Source organism: Billgrantia kenyensis, assembly GCF_013697085.1.
GTDB classification, from domain to species: domain Bacteria; phylum Pseudomonadota; class Gammaproteobacteria; order Pseudomonadales; family Halomonadaceae; genus Halomonas; species Halomonas kenyensis.
Map to the genome: position 1 here is coordinate 43,431 of NZ_JACEFT010000001.1, position 16,256 is coordinate 59,686.

The window sequence follows — 16,256 nt, forward strand, 5'->3', positions numbered from 1 at the left end:
CATCTGGCAGGGCTCATGGTACTTCCTCTCCGTGAACGCTTGGCTGGGCGGGGAGACGCAGGCGCGAGCCCTTGGCGAGCAGTTCGGTCATCTTACCCGCGGGCAGGGGGCGGCTGAAAAGATAGCCCTGCAGTTGGTCGCAACGGTGTGAGCGCAGGTAGGTGGCCTGCTCCTCGGTTTCGACGCCTTCCGCCACCACCTGAAGGCGTAGTCCATGGCCCATGGCAATAATGGTCTGGGCGATGGCGGCTTCGTCGGCGGAGGTCGTGATATTGCTGATGAAGCTGCGATCGATCTTCAGCGTGTCGAAGGGATAGCGGCGCAGGTAGGCCAGGCTCGAATAGCCTGTGCCGAAGTCATCCACCGCCAGGCGAACCCCCAGGGACTTGAGCTCCTGCAGCAGGGTGCTGGTTTCCTCGGGGCGCGCCATCACTGCGGTCTCGGTGAGTTCTAGTTCCAGCAATGCCGGGTCGAGTCCGGTTTCTGTGAGAATCCTGGCGACCATGTCTGCCAGCCCCGGCTGTAGCAACTGGCGAGCGGAAAGATTGACCGCCATGACCAGGGGCGGAAGGCCTTGACTCTGCCAGGCCATGGCCTGGAGGCAGGCCTCGCGCAGCGCCCACTCCCCCAGCGGCCGGATCAGCCCCGTCTCTTCCGCCACGGGAATGAAATGCATGGGGGAGATGTTGCCTTCGACGGGATGCTGCCAGCGGGCCAGTGCCTCGACGCCCACCACCTCGCCGCTGCGCAGGTCGACCTTGGGCTGATAGTGCAATTCGAGGCTTTCCTGCTCGAGCGCACGGCGCAGGTCTTGCTCGAGCGCCAGGCGCTGCCAGGCTGCCGTGTTGAGATCTTCGGTAAAGAACCTGAAGGTATTCTGTCCTTCGCGAGCGGCCATGTGCTGGGCGGTAGTGGCATGGCCCAGCAGGGTTTCGAGATCCGTTCCGTCCTGGGGCAGCATGCTGATGCCGGCATGCATGTTGATGTTCAGCTCATGCCCTTCGATACCCAGGGGGCGATAAACCGATTCGATCATGCGCTGGGCAATGGCGGCGATGCCCTTGTAATCGGGTGCATCGGGAAGGATGACGACGAATTCGTCTCCGGCGTAGCGAGCGATGATATCGTTCTGACGCGCGCAGTCCGTCAGCCGCTTGCCGACAGCCTGCAGGACCTTGTCGCCGATCCGGTGGCCCAGGCTGTCGTTGATCAACTGGAAGCGGCTGATGTCGAGCGACATCACGACCACCCGTTGACCACGACGCACGGCGTGCCGTGCCACTTCGTCAAAGCGTTTGGCCAGCAGGGCACGGTTGGGTAGCTTCGTCAGGTCATCGAAGTACGCCAGCTGATTGATCTGCTCCTCCATCTGCTTGCGCTCGCTGATGTCGTACTGGATGCCGACGAAGTGGGTAATCACGCCGTGCTTGTTGCGGACGGGGCTGATGGAAGTCAGCTCCCAGTACAGTTCGCCGTTCTTGCGCCGATTGCGAATCTCGCCTTCCCACACCCTGCCGAGCCGGAGCGTACGGCGCATGTCCTGGTACTGGCCATGTGGCAGGCGGCCGGGCTCCAGCAGGTGGCTCGGCCTGCCCATGACCTCTTCGGGCTGAAAGCCGGTGGTGCGGGTAAACTGCGGGTTGACATATTCGGTGATACCGTTGGCATCGGTGATGACGATCGAACTGACGCTCTGGTCGATCGCCTGATTGAGCTTCTTCAGCTCCTGCTCGGCATGGATTCGTTCGCTGACATCGCGCCCATTGGCAACGAAGTGCGTAACGTTGCCTGACTGGTCGTAGAGTGGCGAAACGCTGATCTCTTCGTAATACTTTTTTCCTTCGCTCCCCAGATTGATGAAGGTGGCGCGGAACGGTTCTCCGTTGGTGAGGGCCTGGCGGAACTCCTGATACAGCTCCGGAGAGTTGCGTTCACTGCTGCGAAAGATCCGTGCATTCATGCCGACGACGTCGTCGCGACTGTAGCCGCGAAGCCGCTCGAATGCGGCGTTGACGTACTCGATATCGCGATTCTGATTGGTGATGATGACGGAATCGGCGCTCTGCTCCACGGCAAGGGAAAATTTGCGCAACTGCTCCTCAGTGGCTTCACGGCGCTGGATATCATCGAGCAGGCTGGCTCTCATCTCGTCGAAGGCCTGGGCCAGACTGCCGATCTCATCCTGCCTGAACGCAGGAAACCGCTCCTCGAGCAAGCCGCTGGCGACCCGGTTCACCGACGCTTCCAGGCGTTGCAAGGGCTGGAGAATACGGTGCCTGATGGACCAGACTGCCATCAGGAAGATGGTGATTGCGGTGAGGATGGAGAAGATCACCATCGCCAGCGAGAGAGTGACGCTGTTGCGCAGCTTGTCGAGGCTCGCCTCGAAGTGCTGGCTGACAGCCTCAGAGAGCGCGAGTACCGAATTGATGCCTGCCGTCGCCTGAACGTACCACTCGGCAGCCGTGACCGGATAATCGTGACCCCGGCGATCGGCTTCGTATACCGCCAGGCGCAGCTCCTGGTACTCCTCGAGGAAGCGGCTTTCCAGTTCGGCTTGCGCGGTGCTCAGGGAGGGCTGCTCGGGCAGCTGCCGGAACAGGATGTCGACACGCTCGAGCGAGGCTTCGACGATGTCACGATAGCGCATCAGCATGGCATGCTCGCTGTCGCTGATGGCACGCTGCTGGGAGATGGCGGCACCCAGGATCGCTCGCTCGCGTCCGGCATATTCGCTGATATTGAACAGCGCATCCTTGATGATCGGATTGGTCGAGTGCGAATAGATGTTGCCGGGCATGGGGTGGGTGGAGGCGTCACGAACAGAGGTCAGGGCTTCGATGAACCGTGTTGCCTGAAGAATCCACTGGGATTCGTCGAGGGTGACGATCTCGCCGGCCAGGCGAGCGTCTACCTGGCGCCGCGCTGAGGAGAGCGCCTCGTGGTGCCTGGCCAGCTCTTGCAGGCTGCTTCTGAGCGGGTGGTGGGGGGCGCCCCCTGACAGGCGTGCGAGTTCACTGCTGACTGCCAGGATGACGCGGTACAGTTCGTCTCCGTTACGCCGTTGCTGGGCCATCTCGTAGAGCATGTCCGGAGTGGCCATGTCGGGCTGTGACAGGATGGCGGAAGTGATACCTCGCTCCATGGCCATCACGCCGCTGGCACGAAGCGAGAGGTCGGCCATCTGGTTGCCTTGCAAGACCCACCGGGCCGCGCTCTGCTTCGACCGGATCTCCCTGATTTCCCAAGCTGATCCAATCAGGATAAGAACGCCCATCAAGGTCAGCAGCGTTATCAGAAGGCTACGAATCTTCATATGCCGACGCACTCATCGGCGAAAGGATTTGCTGCCTCATGGTTTGTCCCCTCGGTACTTTTTTCTAGGTATAGTTTTGTTAAATTTAATTTACGTGTGCGAGGGAGAGTCGACAAGCCTATGTAAGCTAGTGCGTTAGTATGAGATTGGAATTAGCTAGCAACACGGATCGTGTCGAGAGATAGGGCAGAGTATTTCCAGAATGATGCGAGAACATTACCAGCAACGAAAAACCGCCGCTCGGCATGATCCGTAAGCGGCGGTTTTTACTGTGTTTTGTGGTCGGAGCGACAGGATTCGAACCTGCGACCTCTGCAACCCCATTGCAGCGCGCTACCAAGCTGCGCCACGCTCCGACTGGTGTCTCATGCGACATTCGATCTGGGAAAAATCGATGCGCCGGGCGAACCTGACCGTGGCTCGTGCCCCCGAGAACGAGGCGTATACTAGCGCGTTGGACGGCAAATGAAAAGCCTCTTTTGTACTTTCCTTTCAGATGCTTGCCCCGCAAGGCTCAGGGCCTGGAAGAGGCCTCGCTCGGGCGTGAACCAGATTCCTCGCTGCCTTATGATAGCGACGGCTGGCAATGTCGCGGCGAAGGGGAGGGTGGATGCAACAGCAGGCGCAAAGTGGCTTCTTCAAGGGCATGAATACCAGGATCACCCTGGTGACCTTCGTGATGGTGGCCGTCTCCTTGTTCTATGGCGCGGTTTACACCGAGCGGCTCGGCCTGGGGTTGGCCTTTCTGCGCAGTGTGCTGGACCCGTTCCTGGAGTGGTATTACGTCCTTCTCGTCGCTTTCCTGTTGCTGTTCATGGTCTGGTTGGGCACGGGGCGCTACAAGAACGTGCGCCTGGGGGGGGACTTCGAGCAGCCTGAATTCAGCTTCTTCTCCTGGGTGGCCATGCTGTTTGCTGCCGGTACCGGCGTTGGCATCCTGTTCTGGTCGGTCGCCCAGCCGATTCTGCAGTTCCAGGACAACCCCTTCATCGAACAGGGGATGAGCCCGGACGCGGCCCGGGTGGCCATGCGCCTGACCTACTTTCACTGGGGGCTGAACGGCTGGGCGATCTTTTCGTTCGTGGCGATCGTGCTGGCCTATTTTTCCTACCGCTGGAACCTGCCGCTGACCATTCGCTCATCGCTCACGCCGCTGCTGGGCAAGCGTGCCGAAGGGGGGCTTGGGGATATCGTCGATGTGCTGGCCGTGTTCGGTACCGTGTTCGGCATTGCCACCACCCTGGGGCTTGGCGTGCAGCAGATGAATGCCGGCCTGGGCGCGGTATTCGGTTGGGAGTCGTCCTTGACCCTTCAGTTGATGGTCACGGCCGGGATCATGTCCATTGCCACGCTCTCGGTGGTGTCCGGGGTGAAGCGTGGCGTGCGACTGCTCTCCGAGGCCAACTTCTGGCTCAGTATCGCTGCGGTAGTCTTCCTGCTGTTGTTCGGCCCTACCCAGTACCTGATCGCCATTACCATCGAGTCTGCCGGCGACTACATCCAGAACCTCATGGGCATGACCTTTCATACCAATGCCACCCGCGGGGATGGCTGGCAATCGGAGTGGACCGTTTTCTTCTGGGGCTGGTGGCTGGCCTGGTCGCCGTTCGTGGGGATGTTCATTGCCCGCGTTTCGCGTGGTCGCACGTTCCGCGAGTTCGTCATGGGGGTGCTGCTGGTGCCTACCGTCATCACCATTGTCTGGATTGGCCTGTTCGGTGGCACGGCGCTCTATCATGAACTGTTCGGCCAGGGGGGGATCGTGGCGGCGGTCGATCACGATGTCGCCACGGCGGTCTTTGCCACCATCGAGGCGATGGATCTCGGGCTGCTCGGGCAGGGCTTTTCGGCGGTGCTGGTGCTGCTGATCGCCACTTACCTGATCACCTCGGCCAATGCAGGCACGCTGGTGATCAATACCATCCTGGCGGGAGGCGACCCCGAGCCGCCGACGGCACATCGCCTGCTATGGGGCGGCCTGCTGGGCCTGCTGACTGCCGTGCTGCTGATGGCCGGGGGGCTGGAAACGTTGCAGGCCGCCGTGATCATGGCGGCGCTGCCGTTCTCGGTGGTGGTCATGCTGATGATCGTCGGATTGCTGAAAGCGCTGCACCGGGAGCGCTACGCGGCGCGTACCGGCGAGCGGGTGGAGGCGCCCCGGGAGCCCTGGGCCGACCTCGAGGACGCCGGTACCCAACCCAATCCGGTATCGGACGACGAAACCCACAAGCTCCATTGAGCCGGCAGGCCGGCTCAGATTTCTTCCCAGATCCGCTGCCTGAACTCATGCGGCAGGGCGGCAACCTGCTTCAGGCGCTGCATGTGCTGATCGGCGACTTCGCGCGCGAGATTCTGGTAGCACTCCCGGAGCTTTTCCGGGTCGTGACCGTGGGTGTCATAGCACATTCCAAGCTGTTGTCCGGCTTCGGAAAGTGCCGCCAGGAACTTGGCTTCCTGCACCATCATGTCTGAAACGCTTTCCATCCATACCAGCTGCAGGCGGGTCATCGGGACGACGCCCTGCAGCCACTGCTGCGAGTACCAATCCATGATCGGCTGGGAGGCCTGAGTTGCAGGGGACTGGCGGTTGGATGCTTGGCTGGCCATGGCGACCTCCTGAGGCGGTTTTTTATAGTAGATAATGTGTAACCTGTCTACCTTGAGTCTAGCCCAGTCCGGGCAGGCTTCCACGGGATTTTGCTGCATTGCGCTATGAGTTTGTCTGGTACTTCATTCAAGGCACTTGCCATTGCCGGGGAAGGGTATGTCATGCTCATCGCTGTCGACCTTTGCCTGGGAGCATGACGATGTGGGGTGTGATCAAGTCGGTGCTGTGGGCCTTCCTCGGGGTACAGCGCGACGAACAGCGCCGCGAGGATTTCGAAAAGGGCAGCCCATTGGCTTTCATCATCACTGGTGTGGTGCTGGGGCTGCTGCTGGTAGCGATCCTCGCGGTGGTGGCAGTGTGGGTGGCGGGCTGAGCGGCCGCAGCCAGCGTGCCGTAGCGTTGACAGCTGCGTTAGCCATAAGGTGAAGGTTTCGCGAGTGACTTTCTAAACTTGTCTCCATATACTCGGCTAGAAGAAGCGGCTAATGTTCTCCGGGACGAGAACCCCCGTACCCTGACTTTCGGGGCTGCCGTTATCTAGACAACTACAAACATCGGGAGGCGTCGATGCGCACTCTGCTCGTTCGGTTGGCAGGGGGCCTGACCCTTGTCGGCTCGAGTCAAGTGGCTCTGGCTAGCGGCTGGAACATGCCCGTTGGGGTCACGGACCTCAGTAGAGAGATCTACAACCTACACATGGCGATCTTCTGGATCTGTGTAGTCATCGGCGTGATCGTGTTCGGGGTGATGTTCTATTCCCTCTTTCGCTATCGCCACTCCAAGGGCGCCAAGGCTGCCAACTTCCACGAGAACACCACCGTGGAGATCATCTGGACGGCGATCCCCCTCCTGATCCTCGTCGGCATGGCGATACCTGCCACTGCCACACTCAAGAAAATCTACGACCCTTCCGACGCCGAACTCGACGTTCTGGTCACCGGCCAGCAGTGGCGCTGGCGATATGAATATCTCGGTGAGGACGTTGCCTTCAATTCCAACCTGGCCACGCCCAGGGCACAGATTCGAGGCGACGAGGAGCGCGGCGAGCACTACCTGCTCGAGGTCGACGAGCCCTTGGTCCTGCCGATCAATCGCAAGGTGCGCTTCCTGTTCACTTCCGACGATGTGATCCACGCCTGGTGGGTACCCGATTTCGCGGTCAAGCAGGATACGGTGCCGGGCTTCATCACCGAGAACTGGGTCCGCATCAACGAACCGGGCATCTACCGGGGGCAGTGCGCCGAGCTTTGCGGCGTCGACCACGCTTTCATGCCGATCGTCGTCCATGCCGTGGAAGAGGAAGAGTTCGATGCCTGGCTGGCGGAGCGTCAGGAGATGGCAGCGGAAGAGGCCATGGGCATCGACCGTGAGTGGGAACTCGACGAGCTGATGGAGCGGGGCGAGGGCGTGTACGGCAGCATCTGTGCCTCGTGCCACCAGGTCGAGGGTGAGGGCTCGCCACCTGCGTTCCCAGCACTTGCCGGCAACGAGCAGATGCTTGCCGACCTGGAGTGGCACAAGGACGTCATCATCAATGGGGTGTCCGGGACTGCCATGCCGTCGTTCCGTACCACGCTCAATCCGGTCGAGCTGGCGGCAGTGATCACCTATACCCGCAACGCCTGGGGCAACGATTCCGGCGATGTGGTGCAGCCCGCGGAAATCGCCGAGCGGCTGGAATGATGATCGCCCTCACGCTGCCAATGGCGGCGTGAGGGGCCCTGGCGAGCTGCGATACAACAAGACAATGATACTGGAGTATTCCGATGGCCCCTAAGGTACCTCCTCAACCGACTCTCGAGCAGAGCACCGCTGCCGCGGAAGCGGGGCATGGACATGCCCACGAAGCGCCTCCCAAGGGCATCATGCGGTGGTTGCTGACGACCAATCACAAGGAGATCGGGACCATGTACCTGATCTTCTCGCTGATCATGTTCTTCATTGGCGGGATTTTCGCGCTGGTGGTTCGCCTCGAGCTCTTCCAGCCGGGGATGCAGTTCGTGAACCCCGAGTTCTTCAACCAGATGACCACCATGCATGGCCTGATCATGGTCTTTGCCGCGGTCATGCCAGCGTTTACCGGGCTGGCCAACTGGATGATTCCGCTGCAGATCGGGGCACCCGACATGGCGCTGCCGCGACTGAACAACTTCAGCTTCTGGCTGCTCCCGGTGGCCTTCGGGCTGCTGCTGTCGACCCTGTTCATGCCGGGCGGCGGACCGAACTTCGGTTGGACGTTCTATGCCCCGCTGTCGACGACCTACGCTCCGCCGTCCACTACCTTCTTCATTCTTTCGCTGCATATTGCCGGCATCAGTTCGATCCTCGGGGCAATCAACATCATCGCCACCATCCTGAACATGCGCGCGCCTGGCATGCGTATGATGGACATGCCGCTGTTCGTGTGGACCTGGCTGATCACTTCCTTCCTGCTGATCGCGGTGATGCCGGTGCTGGCCGGCGTGATAACCATGATGCTGATGGATATCAACTTCGGGACCAGCTTCTTCAACGCCGCGGGTGGCGGCGACCCGGTACTGTTCCAGCACCTGTTCTGGTTCTTCGGGCACCCCGAGGTCTACATCATGATCCTGCCGGCCTTCGGGATCGTGTCGGCGATCATTCCCGCCTTTGCCCGCAAGCGCCTGTTCGGCTACGCCTCGATGGTGTATGCCACGGGCGCCATCGCGGTCTTGTCGTTCCTGGTCTGGGGGCACCACATGTTCGTGGTGGGCATGCCGCTGGCCGCCCAGCTGTTCTTCATGTATGCCACCATGCTGATCGCCGTGCCCACCGGGGTTAAGATTTTCAACTGGGTGACCACGCTGTTCCGCGGCTCGATCAGCTTCGAGCCACCGATGCTGTTTGCCCTGGCCTTCGTGGTGCTTTTCACCATTGGCGGCTTCTCCGGGCTGATGCTGGCGATCGCGCCTGCGGACTTCCAGTATCACGACACCTACTTCGTGGTCGCGCATTTCCACTACGTGCTGGTGCCTGGCGCGATCTTCTCCATCATCGCCGCCGTCTATTTCTGGCTGCCCAAGTGGACCGGCCACTATCCCAACGTGCGCCTGGCACAGTGGCATTTCTGGCTCTCGGTGATCAGCGTCAACCTGACCTTCTTCCCGATGCACTTCTCCGGGCTTGCCGGCATGCCGCGACGGATTCCCGACTATGCGCTGCAGTTCGCCGACTTCAACATGGTTTCGTCGATCGGCGCCTTCATGTTCGGCTTTTCGCAGCTGCTGTTCGTCGCCGTGATCGTGATGTGCGTGCGTGGCGGTCAGAAGGCACCGGCGGCCGCCTGGGGCGAGTTCGCCGATGATCTGGAGTGGAGCGTGCCCAGCCCCGCACCGTTGCACACCTTCGAAACGCCGCCGACCTTCAAGCGTCCGGCTCACTGATTCGGATTGCCGGCCAAGTGCGGCCGGCCTTCGATAGGAGGAGTGAAGCATGTCTCAGGATGATAACGAGGTCAGGCAGGCGGGAGTGCGCCGTACCGTCTGGCGTAGCGTGGCGGCCCTGGTCGGCATGTTCGCCTTTGCCTGGGCGCTGGTGCCGCTCTACGATGTCTTCTGTCGTGTCACCGGGATCAACGGCCAGGTGGATACCACGGCCCAGGCGCTGGTCCACGATGACGTGGATGAGTCGCGCATGGTCACGGTGCAGTTCATTACCCGAAACGGCTCGGGGTTGCCCTGGCGCCTGGATGTCGAAACACGCCAGGTACGTCTGCATCCGGGCCAGACCTCGGAAGTCAACTTTACGTTCAGTAACCAAAGCCGCAGCGAGAACTGGGCACGTGCCGTGCCCAGCGTCACGCCCAATACCGCCACCCGCCATGTTCGCAAGTCGTCCTGTTTCTGCTTCGAGGAGCAGTTGCTGCAGGCGGGGGAGCGGGTAGAAATGCCGCTGGTGTTCCAGTTGGACCGGGACCTCCCGCCCGAGGTCACTACCGTCACTCTGGTCTATACCCTCTATCCCGTTGAGGGCAAAACCCAAAAGCTGCAGGCCGGGGTCAAGCTCGACGAAGGAGGTGAGGCATGAGTGGTGGAAGTTACTACGTACCCGTAACCAGCAAGTGGCCCATACTTGGTTCCCTGGCGCTGGGTGTGCTGATGATCGGCACCGGCATGATGCTGGTGCATGGACGGGGCACCCTGATCACCCTGGTCGGTCTTGCCGGGGTCATTGCCGTGATGGCGCTGTGGTTCCGTGATGTGGTGGTGGAGTCGCGCAGCGGGCTCTACGATGCCCAGATGGACCGCTCGTTCCGTTGGGGCATGGGCTGGTTCATCTTCTCCGAAGTGATGTTCTTCGCCGCCTTCTTCGGCGCGCTGTTCTACGTGCGCACTTTCGCCGTGCCCTGGTTGGCGGGCGAAGGCACCAAGGGAGCAACGGCGCTGCTGTGGCCGGAGTTCACCGCGCACTGGCCGTTGCTGAGCCCTCCCGATGCATCGATTGCCGGACCCTTGCAGGTGTTCAGCCCGTGGCACCTGCCACTGGTCAATACCCTGATTCTGGTTTCGTCGAGTATTACCCTCACCGTCGCCCACGAGGCGTTGAAGGAGGGCAAGCGTCAGGTGTGTCGTAACTGGCTGGCCGGTACCATCCTGCTGGGCCTTGCCTTCATCACGATCCAGGGAGTGGAGTACTACGAGGCGTATGCGCATTACGGCATCACGCTGCAGGCCGGCATCTACGGTGCCACCTTCTTCATCTTGACGGGCTTTCACGGTGTGCACGTCATCGTCGGAACGATCATCCTCATCGTGATGCTGGTCAGGGTGATGCGTTATCACTTTTTGGCCGAGGACCATTTCGGCTTCGAGGCGTCTTGCTGGTACTGGCACTTCGTCGATGTGGTGTGGGTAGGATTGTTCCTGTTCGTCTATGTCTTCTGAGCCATAGCTCGTGCTGACGTGGGGCTGCCAACGGCGGCAGCCCGGGCGATCAAGCCGCGCCCAGGCTGCCGAAGTAAAAGCCGTAGAACAGCAATGCGAGCAGTAATGCTGCCAATGCGACGCGAATTTTCAGAGAAATCAGCAAGCGCCTCGAGCTGGAGTCGTCTCGGAGCAGAAAGCCAACGCCGGCGGCCAGGCTGGTCAACATGGCCAGGAAGACAACGGCTATCAGGGTCTTGAGGAACATGGGGCACTCCATCGGAAGTCAGGGGGTTGGCGGCTGGCGTTTGAAAGCCTGGTTCTCGTTGTGGTCGCTGCTGGTGTTGCTGGGGCTGTTTCTTGGACTATGGCAGTGGGAGCGGGCGGAGGACAAGCGCGAATACCTGGCACGCCTCGACGCCGCTCCAACGCTCGAAGCGCCCTATGAAACGCCTCCTGCAGGCACGCGCCTCACCCTGCGTGGCCACTTTGTCGAAGACCTGACGCTCTTCCTGGACAACCGCACCCACCAGGGCCAGCTGGGTGTCGCGGTGTTGACACCGCTGCGAACCGAGGATGGCCGCCTGTGGCTGATCCAGCGTGGTTTCCTTGCCACCGGGCCGAGCCGGGAAACGCCGCAGGTCGAGACCCCTTCAGGGGAGGTCGTCGTCGAAGGCCGCTGGCAGCCCGGCGGCAGTGGAACGCCGCTGTTCGGGCCCAATCAGGAAGGCCGGAGGCTGCAGCGTATCGAGCTGGCCGCATGGGAGTCGGTCGCAGACTTCAGCCACGATGGGTGGATGCACCTCGAGCGTGGTCAGGGTCTGCTCGAACCGTGGTGGCAGCCCAGCGTCATGCCCCCCAGCCGGCATGTCGGATACGCCGTCCAGTGGTGGGGGCTGGCGCTGGCTGCCCTGATCGTGATGCTATTGGGGGGGCGGCGGCTGTCACGGGACCGCCGGGATGCCGCCAAGCCTGACACAGAGAGTTCGCCTTGAAGGAGACGACGCCTTGCAGGAAGCCATGAGGATACGCCACCAGCGCCTCAAGCTGCTGGCCTTGATTGCCATTTTCGCGCTGCCGGTGATCTCGGCCTGGGTAATGGTGCAGTGGCGTGTCGGTATTCCTGAGCAGCGCACGGCTCACGGCGAACTGGCGCCGGATGTGCCGACCCTTGTCCAGTGGCCCTTGGCTGAGTATCGGCTCGCCGAGGAGGAAGGGGACTGGCTGCTGGCTTTCGACTGCTCAGTGGCCTGTGCCGAAGAGGCCGACCGCTGGTGGCGCCTGCATCGTGCGCTTGGCCGCGAGGCGCCGCGGGTGACGCGGTTGCGCATCGGCGGCGAGATCGATCCCTTGCCGGGGGAGGTGGCAACCGAGTGGCTCGATATTCCCGACTGGCAGGCGCCCGGTCGAGTCTGGGTGATCGATCCCGGGGGGCAGGTGGTATTGAGCTATGGTCGTGAGGTCGGACAGCGCGAAGTGATGGATGATCTTAGCCATCTGCTGCGAATGAACCCGGATCGACGGTCGCTCCCCGAGCGCATTGGCGATTAGCGCCGAGTTCCGACGCCCTCGATCGCCTTCGAACCAAGGATCCACAACATGCCGAGCGTTTCGATGCCAGATGCTTCCCTCCAGCCAGCCACGGCGCGGTTGCGCCTGTTGCTGCGCCTGAGCCTGGCGGGGGTGGTGTTTACCACCGTAGTGATTCTGATCGGGGTCTGGACCCGGTTGGTGGATGCCGGGCTGGGCTGCCCGGACTGGCCGGGGTGCTATGGACGGCTGGTGGTGCCGGATGCCGAGAGGGCCATGGCCCACTCTCCGGATGCACCGCTGGAAGTCTTCAAGGCCTGGGTCGAGATGATCCATCGCTATGTGGCCTCGGCATTGGGCCTGCTGGTGATCGCCCTGCTCGTGTTGGGCGCTGGCCTGCGTCGCCGCCCCGGCTATCCCTGGGCCACCAGCGTGGCACTGCTGATCGTGATCCTGCTGCAGGGGGCCTTCGGTGCCTTCACCGTGACCCTCAAGCTATGGCCCCAGGTCGTGACGATGCATCTGCTGGGCGGGCTTGCGGTACTGCTGCTGTTCCTCTGGCTGCACCTGAGCCTGCGCCGCTTTGCCAAGGGCGATGCGGCACCGAGTTCGCGCAGGCGCCGCCTGACCCCATTGTGGGGTGTCGCCATGCTCATGCTGCTGCTGCAGCTTGCACTGGGTGGTTGGGTGTCGAGCAACTACGCCGGCATCGCCTGCCAGGGCTTTCCGACCTGCAACGGCGAGTGGTGGCCCGAAATGGACTGGAGCGAAGGCTTCCACCTGACCCAGACCGTGGGCCCCAACTACCTGCATGGCCAACTGCATGCCGATGCACGTACCGCCATTCATCAAGGGCACCGCATCGGTGCGCTGTTGCTGGGGCTGGCGCTGGTGGCACTGGCGGCACGCTACTGGAAGGAGACGAGGCTGCGCCCCTGGCTCGGGGGGCTGGTCATCGCTTACGGTGTCCAGCTAGGGCTTGGCATTGCCAACGTTCTGATGTGGCTGCCCCTATGGCTGGCACTGCTGCATACGGCCGGCGCCGTGGCGTTGGTGTTGCTGATGGCACTTGGGCTCTGGCAATGGCGGGAATCGGCTCTGGTGGCCGATGATTCAACACGACGGGACAAGGAGTGGGTACATGTCTAACGCGCTGATGAAACGCTCGGGTGTGAAGCGCGACCTGCTGGCTCAGTGGGAGGCGTCTGACTGGACCTGGCAGGACCTGCTCACGCTATGCAAGCCCAGGGTGGTGATGGTCATGCTGGCGTGTGCCCTGGTAGGCATGGCGCTGGCGACACCGACATTGCCTGCGCTTGCCACGGTGGTGTTCGGCCTGGCCGGGATTGGCATGGCGGCCGGTGGTGCTGCTGCCTTCAATCATGTGGTGGATCGCCGACTCGACGCCATGATGTTGCGCACGTCACAGCGGCCGCTGGCCGCCCAGCGTATGCCGACGGTGCTGGCACTGGGGTGGGCTTCGCTGCTGTCGATCGCCGGGATCACCTTGCTGCTGTGGCAGGTCAATGCCCTGACGGCGTGGCTGACGCTGGCCTCCCTGATCGGCTATGCGCTCATCTATACGGCCTTTCTCAAGCGTGCCACGCCTCAGAACATCGTCATCGGCGGTGTCGCCGGGGCAGCGCCGCCGATGCTGGGCTGGACGGCGGTGACCGGGCAGTTGGGGCCGGAGCCGTTACTGCTGGTGCTGATCGTATTCGCCTGGACGCCGCCTCACTTTTGGGCCCTGGCAATCCACAAGCGCGATGAATATGCCCGTGCCGGCGTACCGATGCTGCCGGTGACGCATGGCGAGGCGTTCACGCGGCTTCAGGTCTGGCTCTATGGCTGGCTGACCGTCGCCGTGACGCTGCTGCCGTTCGTGATCGGCATGAGCGGTGCCGTCTATCTGGTGGGCGTCATGGCACTCAACGCGCGCTTCATGTACTGGAACTGGAAGGTCTGGCGTGGCGCGGACCCCAAGGCGCCCCTGGCGGCCTTCTGGTTCTCGATCCGCTATATCCTGGGAGTCTTCGGCGTGCTGTTGCTGGATCACTATGCCGGGCTCTGGGCATTCTGAACCCCTGGCGTGTGACCTCAAGACCCGCAAGCGCCCGGCATCTCCTGCCGGGCGCTTGCGATCATCCTCTACCCGGGCTTCATCAGGAGCTTTGTGACAGTCCGCAACTGTGCCGAGGTGCGGCTTGCGTTACAATTCTGCCAGGAATTCACAGCCTGGAGATTCGATGACCCCGACAATGGCACTGATCCTTCTCGCATTGGGCCTGGCCATCGTTGCCGGACTGGCGGCCTATGCGTTCACCCTGTGGCAGGAGGTGAAGCGACGAGAGGCCTTTCGTGAGGAAGAGCTACGCCGAGCCCATGAGAACTGTCTGTCGAACCTCGAGATCGTGGCCTCTTCGCTGATTCAGGAACAGGTCGACATTACCGAGGGAGCCTGGCGCTGCAAGCTGTTGCTCGACATACTCGACCCAAGGCTGCTCGAACGCCCCGATTTCCAGGCTTTCGCCGAAGTGTATTCGCGCACGCAGCATCTCCATACTCACTCTGCGCGCCAGGCCCTGACGCCGCGCGAGCGCATGCGCGAAGACCGTGAGCGGCTCGAGGTCGAGGCTGAGTGGCGCCAGCCGGTGCTCGAGGCGGCGGGTCGAGTCCTCGAGTTCCGGCGTGGCTGGCCGGAAAGTCTGCATTGAAGGCTATACAATGCTTTTACGGCACGTTATGTTGTCGCCGCTCCGTTGGCTCGCGCGAGCGGTATCTTGCCGTTTCATGGTGTTTGCTGGCAGGGCGCGGCCCGAACAGTAAAGCAGAAGAGTGTGACGGCGCTTTGAGCGTGGCCATTAAAGGCCTACACTTGACCCCGTTGGGCCAATGAATGTCCTGACTATCGGGCGCTCACTTACGTATGGCCCCGAGAAAAAATCAAGAAGGAGTCTTGCAATGAAAAAATCAACGACTGGCTTGCTGTTGGGTTCCGCCCTGGTGATCGGCCTTTCCGGCTGCGCCACGGATTTCCAGAGGGGCGGTGATAGAGCTGGGGGTACTGCGACGGCCGGCACCGGTGGCGGCACCGCCTGGTATCAACAGCCGGTGGTGTGTGGCATTGCCGGCGGCCTGATTGGCGGCAGCATTGGCTATGCCGTCAGCGGTGAATCCGATGAAGACGCCGGCATCGCCGTGGGCGGCGCGTCGGGTGCAGCGATCGGTGCTCTGCTGTGTGCCGACCACACGCCGGAGCCCGAGCCGGTGGCCGAGCCCGAGCCGATGCCTGAGCCTGAGCCGGCACCGGTGCAAGAGTTCGAGCCGGTGGTGCTGAGCAGCGAAGTCACCTTCGCCTTCGACTCTGCCGAGATCCGCCCCGGCGCTCACCAGACCCTGCAGGACGTCGCTACCACCCTGCGCGAGAATCCCGACCTGCGCGTGCGCATCGAGGGCCACACCGACTCTGTAGGCTCCCCGCAGTACAACGTTGGCCTGTCTCAGCGTCGTGCCGACTCCGTGCGTGAGTTCCTGGTATCGCAGGGCATTGCGGAAGGTCGCATGGACACTCGGGGTTATGGCGAAGAGCGTCCGGTTGCCACCAACGACACCGACGAAGGACGGGCCCAGAACCGTCGCGTCGAGATCGTCAACTGGGACTGAGGTAAACCTCTCGGGCGCTCGCCCGACGAGGCATTTGGCAGGGGCACCTTCGGGTGCCCCTGCTGCTTGGTGCCTGCCTCCCGTCAGGGAGAATGGCGAAGCCGCCATCGCATCTGTTACTCTTGCCGGCTGCCGTGACGTGCGGCGGGGTCTGGCTGCCAGGCGCCCGTATCGCCCAGGGTAATGGGTGGGCCGTACGGACACGATCAGCGACGTTTCCTTGTTGTTAACCGCTATCAACCGCAACATGTGATCC

General features: G+C 62.1%; 15 protein-coding genes and 1 tRNA gene. 12 read left to right on the plus strand and 4 right to left on the minus strand.

Going from position 1 to position 16,256, the window contains the following annotated elements:
- Positions 1 to 13 precede the first annotated feature (13 nt).
- The gene (locus H1D44_RS00070; protein ID WP_181512811.1) at positions 14 to 3,184 is read right to left on the minus strand and encodes an EAL domain-containing protein; all 3,171 of its coding nucleotides are present in this window, start codon (positions 3,182 to 3,184) and stop codon (positions 14 to 16) included.
- A gap of 411 nt (positions 3,185 to 3,595) precedes the next feature.
- Positions 3,596 to 3,672 (minus strand) — tRNA-Pro (locus H1D44_RS00075).
- A gap of 254 nt (positions 3,673 to 3,926) precedes the next feature.
- On the opposite strand from H1D44_RS00075, the gene H1D44_RS00080 reads away from it, so the two are divergent.
- Positions 3,927 to 5,555 (plus strand): BCCT family transporter, encoded by a 1,629-nt coding sequence (locus H1D44_RS00080; protein ID WP_181512812.1) that lies wholly within the window; start codon positions 3,927 to 3,929, stop codon positions 5,553 to 5,555.
- Positions 5,556 to 5,569: 14 nt separating this feature from the next.
- Here the strand turns inward: H1D44_RS00080 and H1D44_RS00085 are convergent, their stop codons facing one another.
- On the minus strand, positions 5,570 to 5,923 hold the full coding sequence (locus H1D44_RS00085; protein ID WP_181512813.1) for a hypothetical protein: 354 nt from the start codon (positions 5,921 to 5,923) through the stop codon (positions 5,570 to 5,572).
- Between the two features lie 200 nt (positions 5,924 to 6,123).
- On the opposite strand from H1D44_RS00085, the gene H1D44_RS00090 reads away from it, so the two are divergent.
- The 5 genes from H1D44_RS00090 to H1D44_RS00110 all read left to right on the plus strand — a co-directional run bounded on the left by H1D44_RS00090 (position 6,124) and on the right by H1D44_RS00110 (position 10,828).
- Positions 6,124 to 6,297: a DUF2970 domain-containing protein gene (locus H1D44_RS00090; RefSeq protein WP_181512814.1), complete on the plus strand. Its 174-nt coding sequence runs from the start codon at positions 6,124 to 6,126 to the stop codon at positions 6,295 to 6,297.
- A gap of 194 nt (positions 6,298 to 6,491) precedes the next feature.
- Positions 6,492 to 7,607 (plus strand): cytochrome c oxidase subunit II, encoded by a 1,116-nt coding sequence (coxB, locus tag H1D44_RS00095; RefSeq protein ID WP_181512815.1) that lies wholly within the window; start codon positions 6,492 to 6,494, stop codon positions 7,605 to 7,607.
- 83 nt (positions 7,608 to 7,690) lie between these two features.
- Complete coding sequence (gene ctaD / locus H1D44_RS00100) at positions 7,691 to 9,328, plus strand: cytochrome c oxidase subunit I (protein ID WP_181512816.1); 1,638 nt, start codon at positions 7,691 to 7,693, stop codon at positions 9,326 to 9,328.
- Between the two features lie 49 nt (positions 9,329 to 9,377).
- Positions 9,378 to 9,971 (plus strand): cytochrome c oxidase assembly protein, encoded by a 594-nt coding sequence (locus H1D44_RS00105; RefSeq protein ID WP_181512817.1) that lies wholly within the window; start codon positions 9,378 to 9,380, stop codon positions 9,969 to 9,971.
- Complete coding sequence (locus tag H1D44_RS00110) at positions 9,968 to 10,828, plus strand: cytochrome c oxidase subunit 3 (protein ID WP_181512818.1); 861 nt, start codon at positions 9,968 to 9,970, stop codon at positions 10,826 to 10,828. Before H1D44_RS00105 ends, H1D44_RS00110 begins: the two co-directional genes overlap by 4 nt.
- Before the next feature lie 49 nt (positions 10,829 to 10,877).
- Here the strand turns inward: H1D44_RS00110 and H1D44_RS00115 are convergent, their stop codons facing one another.
- Positions 10,878 to 11,075 (minus strand): DUF2909 family protein, encoded by a 198-nt coding sequence (locus H1D44_RS00115; RefSeq protein ID WP_181512819.1) that lies wholly within the window; start codon positions 11,073 to 11,075, stop codon positions 10,878 to 10,880.
- Here H1D44_RS00115 and H1D44_RS00120 point away from each other — a divergent pair.
- The 6 genes from H1D44_RS00120 (at position 11,074) to H1D44_RS00145 (ending at position 16,000) form a co-directional block, all read left to right on the plus strand.
- On the plus strand, positions 11,074 to 11,802 hold the full coding sequence (locus H1D44_RS00120) for an SURF1 family protein (RefSeq protein WP_181512820.1): 729 nt from the start codon (positions 11,074 to 11,076) through the stop codon (positions 11,800 to 11,802). The two genes, H1D44_RS00115 and H1D44_RS00120, sit on opposite strands and share 2 nt — an antisense overlap.
- Positions 11,803 to 11,815: 13 nt before the next feature.
- Complete coding sequence (locus H1D44_RS00125; protein WP_181512821.1) at positions 11,816 to 12,358, plus strand: hypothetical protein; 543 nt, start codon at positions 11,816 to 11,818, stop codon at positions 12,356 to 12,358.
- 63 nt (positions 12,359 to 12,421) lie between these two features.
- Positions 12,422 to 13,486, plus strand: a complete 1,065-nt coding sequence (locus H1D44_RS00130; RefSeq protein ID WP_238984336.1) for a COX15/CtaA family protein — start codon at positions 12,422 to 12,424, stop codon at positions 13,484 to 13,486.
- Between the two features lie 7 nt (positions 13,487 to 13,493).
- Positions 13,494 to 14,417, plus strand: coding sequence for a heme o synthase (cyoE, locus tag H1D44_RS00135; protein ID WP_181513261.1), 924 nt, complete (start codon positions 13,494 to 13,496; stop codon positions 14,415 to 14,417).
- Positions 14,418 to 14,583: 166 nt separating this feature from the next.
- On the plus strand, positions 14,584 to 15,051 hold the full coding sequence (locus H1D44_RS00140) for a DUF2489 domain-containing protein (protein ID WP_181512823.1): 468 nt from the start codon (positions 14,584 to 14,586) through the stop codon (positions 15,049 to 15,051).
- Positions 15,052 to 15,298: 247 nt separating this feature from the next.
- Positions 15,299 to 16,000 (plus strand): OmpA family protein, encoded by a 702-nt coding sequence (locus H1D44_RS00145; RefSeq protein ID WP_181512824.1) that lies wholly within the window; start codon positions 15,299 to 15,301, stop codon positions 15,998 to 16,000.
- The last annotated feature ends 256 nt before the right edge of the window (positions 16,001 to 16,256 follow it).

Bases quoted from the DNA above. Each gene is read 5' to 3' on its own strand.
- coxB (WP_181512815.1), top strand. From the start codon at position 6,492: ATGCGCACTCTGCTCGTTCGGTTGGCAGGGGGCCTGACCCTTGTCGGC.
- H1D44_RS00145 (WP_181512824.1), top strand. From the start codon at position 15,299: ATGAAAAAATCAACGACTGGCTTGCTGTTGGGTTCCGCCCTGGTGATC.
- ctaD (WP_181512816.1), top strand. From the start codon at position 7,691: ATGGCCCCTAAGGTACCTCCTCAACCGACTCTCGAGCAGAGCACCGCT.
- H1D44_RS00130 (WP_238984336.1), top strand. From the start codon at position 12,422: ATGCCAGATGCTTCCCTCCAGCCAGCCACGGCGCGGTTGCGCCTGTTG.
- H1D44_RS00085 (WP_181512813.1), bottom strand. From the start codon at position 5,923: ATGGCCAGCCAAGCATCCAACCGCCAGTCCCCTGCAACTCAGGCCTCC.
- H1D44_RS00080 (WP_181512812.1), top strand. From the start codon at position 3,927: ATGCAACAGCAGGCGCAAAGTGGCTTCTTCAAGGGCATGAATACCAGG.
- H1D44_RS00105 (WP_181512817.1), top strand. From the start codon at position 9,378: ATGTCTCAGGATGATAACGAGGTCAGGCAGGCGGGAGTGCGCCGTACC.
- H1D44_RS00140 (WP_181512823.1), top strand. From the start codon at position 14,584: ATGACCCCGACAATGGCACTGATCCTTCTCGCATTGGGCCTGGCCATC.
- H1D44_RS00110 (WP_181512818.1), top strand. From the start codon at position 9,968: ATGAGTGGTGGAAGTTACTACGTACCCGTAACCAGCAAGTGGCCCATA.
- cyoE (WP_181513261.1), top strand. From the start codon at position 13,494: ATGAAACGCTCGGGTGTGAAGCGCGACCTGCTGGCTCAGTGGGAGGCG.
- H1D44_RS00090 (WP_181512814.1), top strand. From the start codon at position 6,124: ATGTGGGGTGTGATCAAGTCGGTGCTGTGGGCCTTCCTCGGGGTACAG.
- H1D44_RS00120 (WP_181512820.1), top strand. From the start codon at position 11,074: ATGGGGCACTCCATCGGAAGTCAGGGGGTTGGCGGCTGGCGTTTGAAA.
- H1D44_RS00070 (WP_181512811.1), bottom strand. From the start codon at position 3,184: ATGGCCGACCTCTCGCTTCGTGCCAGCGGCGTGATGGCCATGGAGCGA.
- H1D44_RS00115 (WP_181512819.1), bottom strand. From the start codon at position 11,075: ATGTTCCTCAAGACCCTGATAGCCGTTGTCTTCCTGGCCATGTTGACC.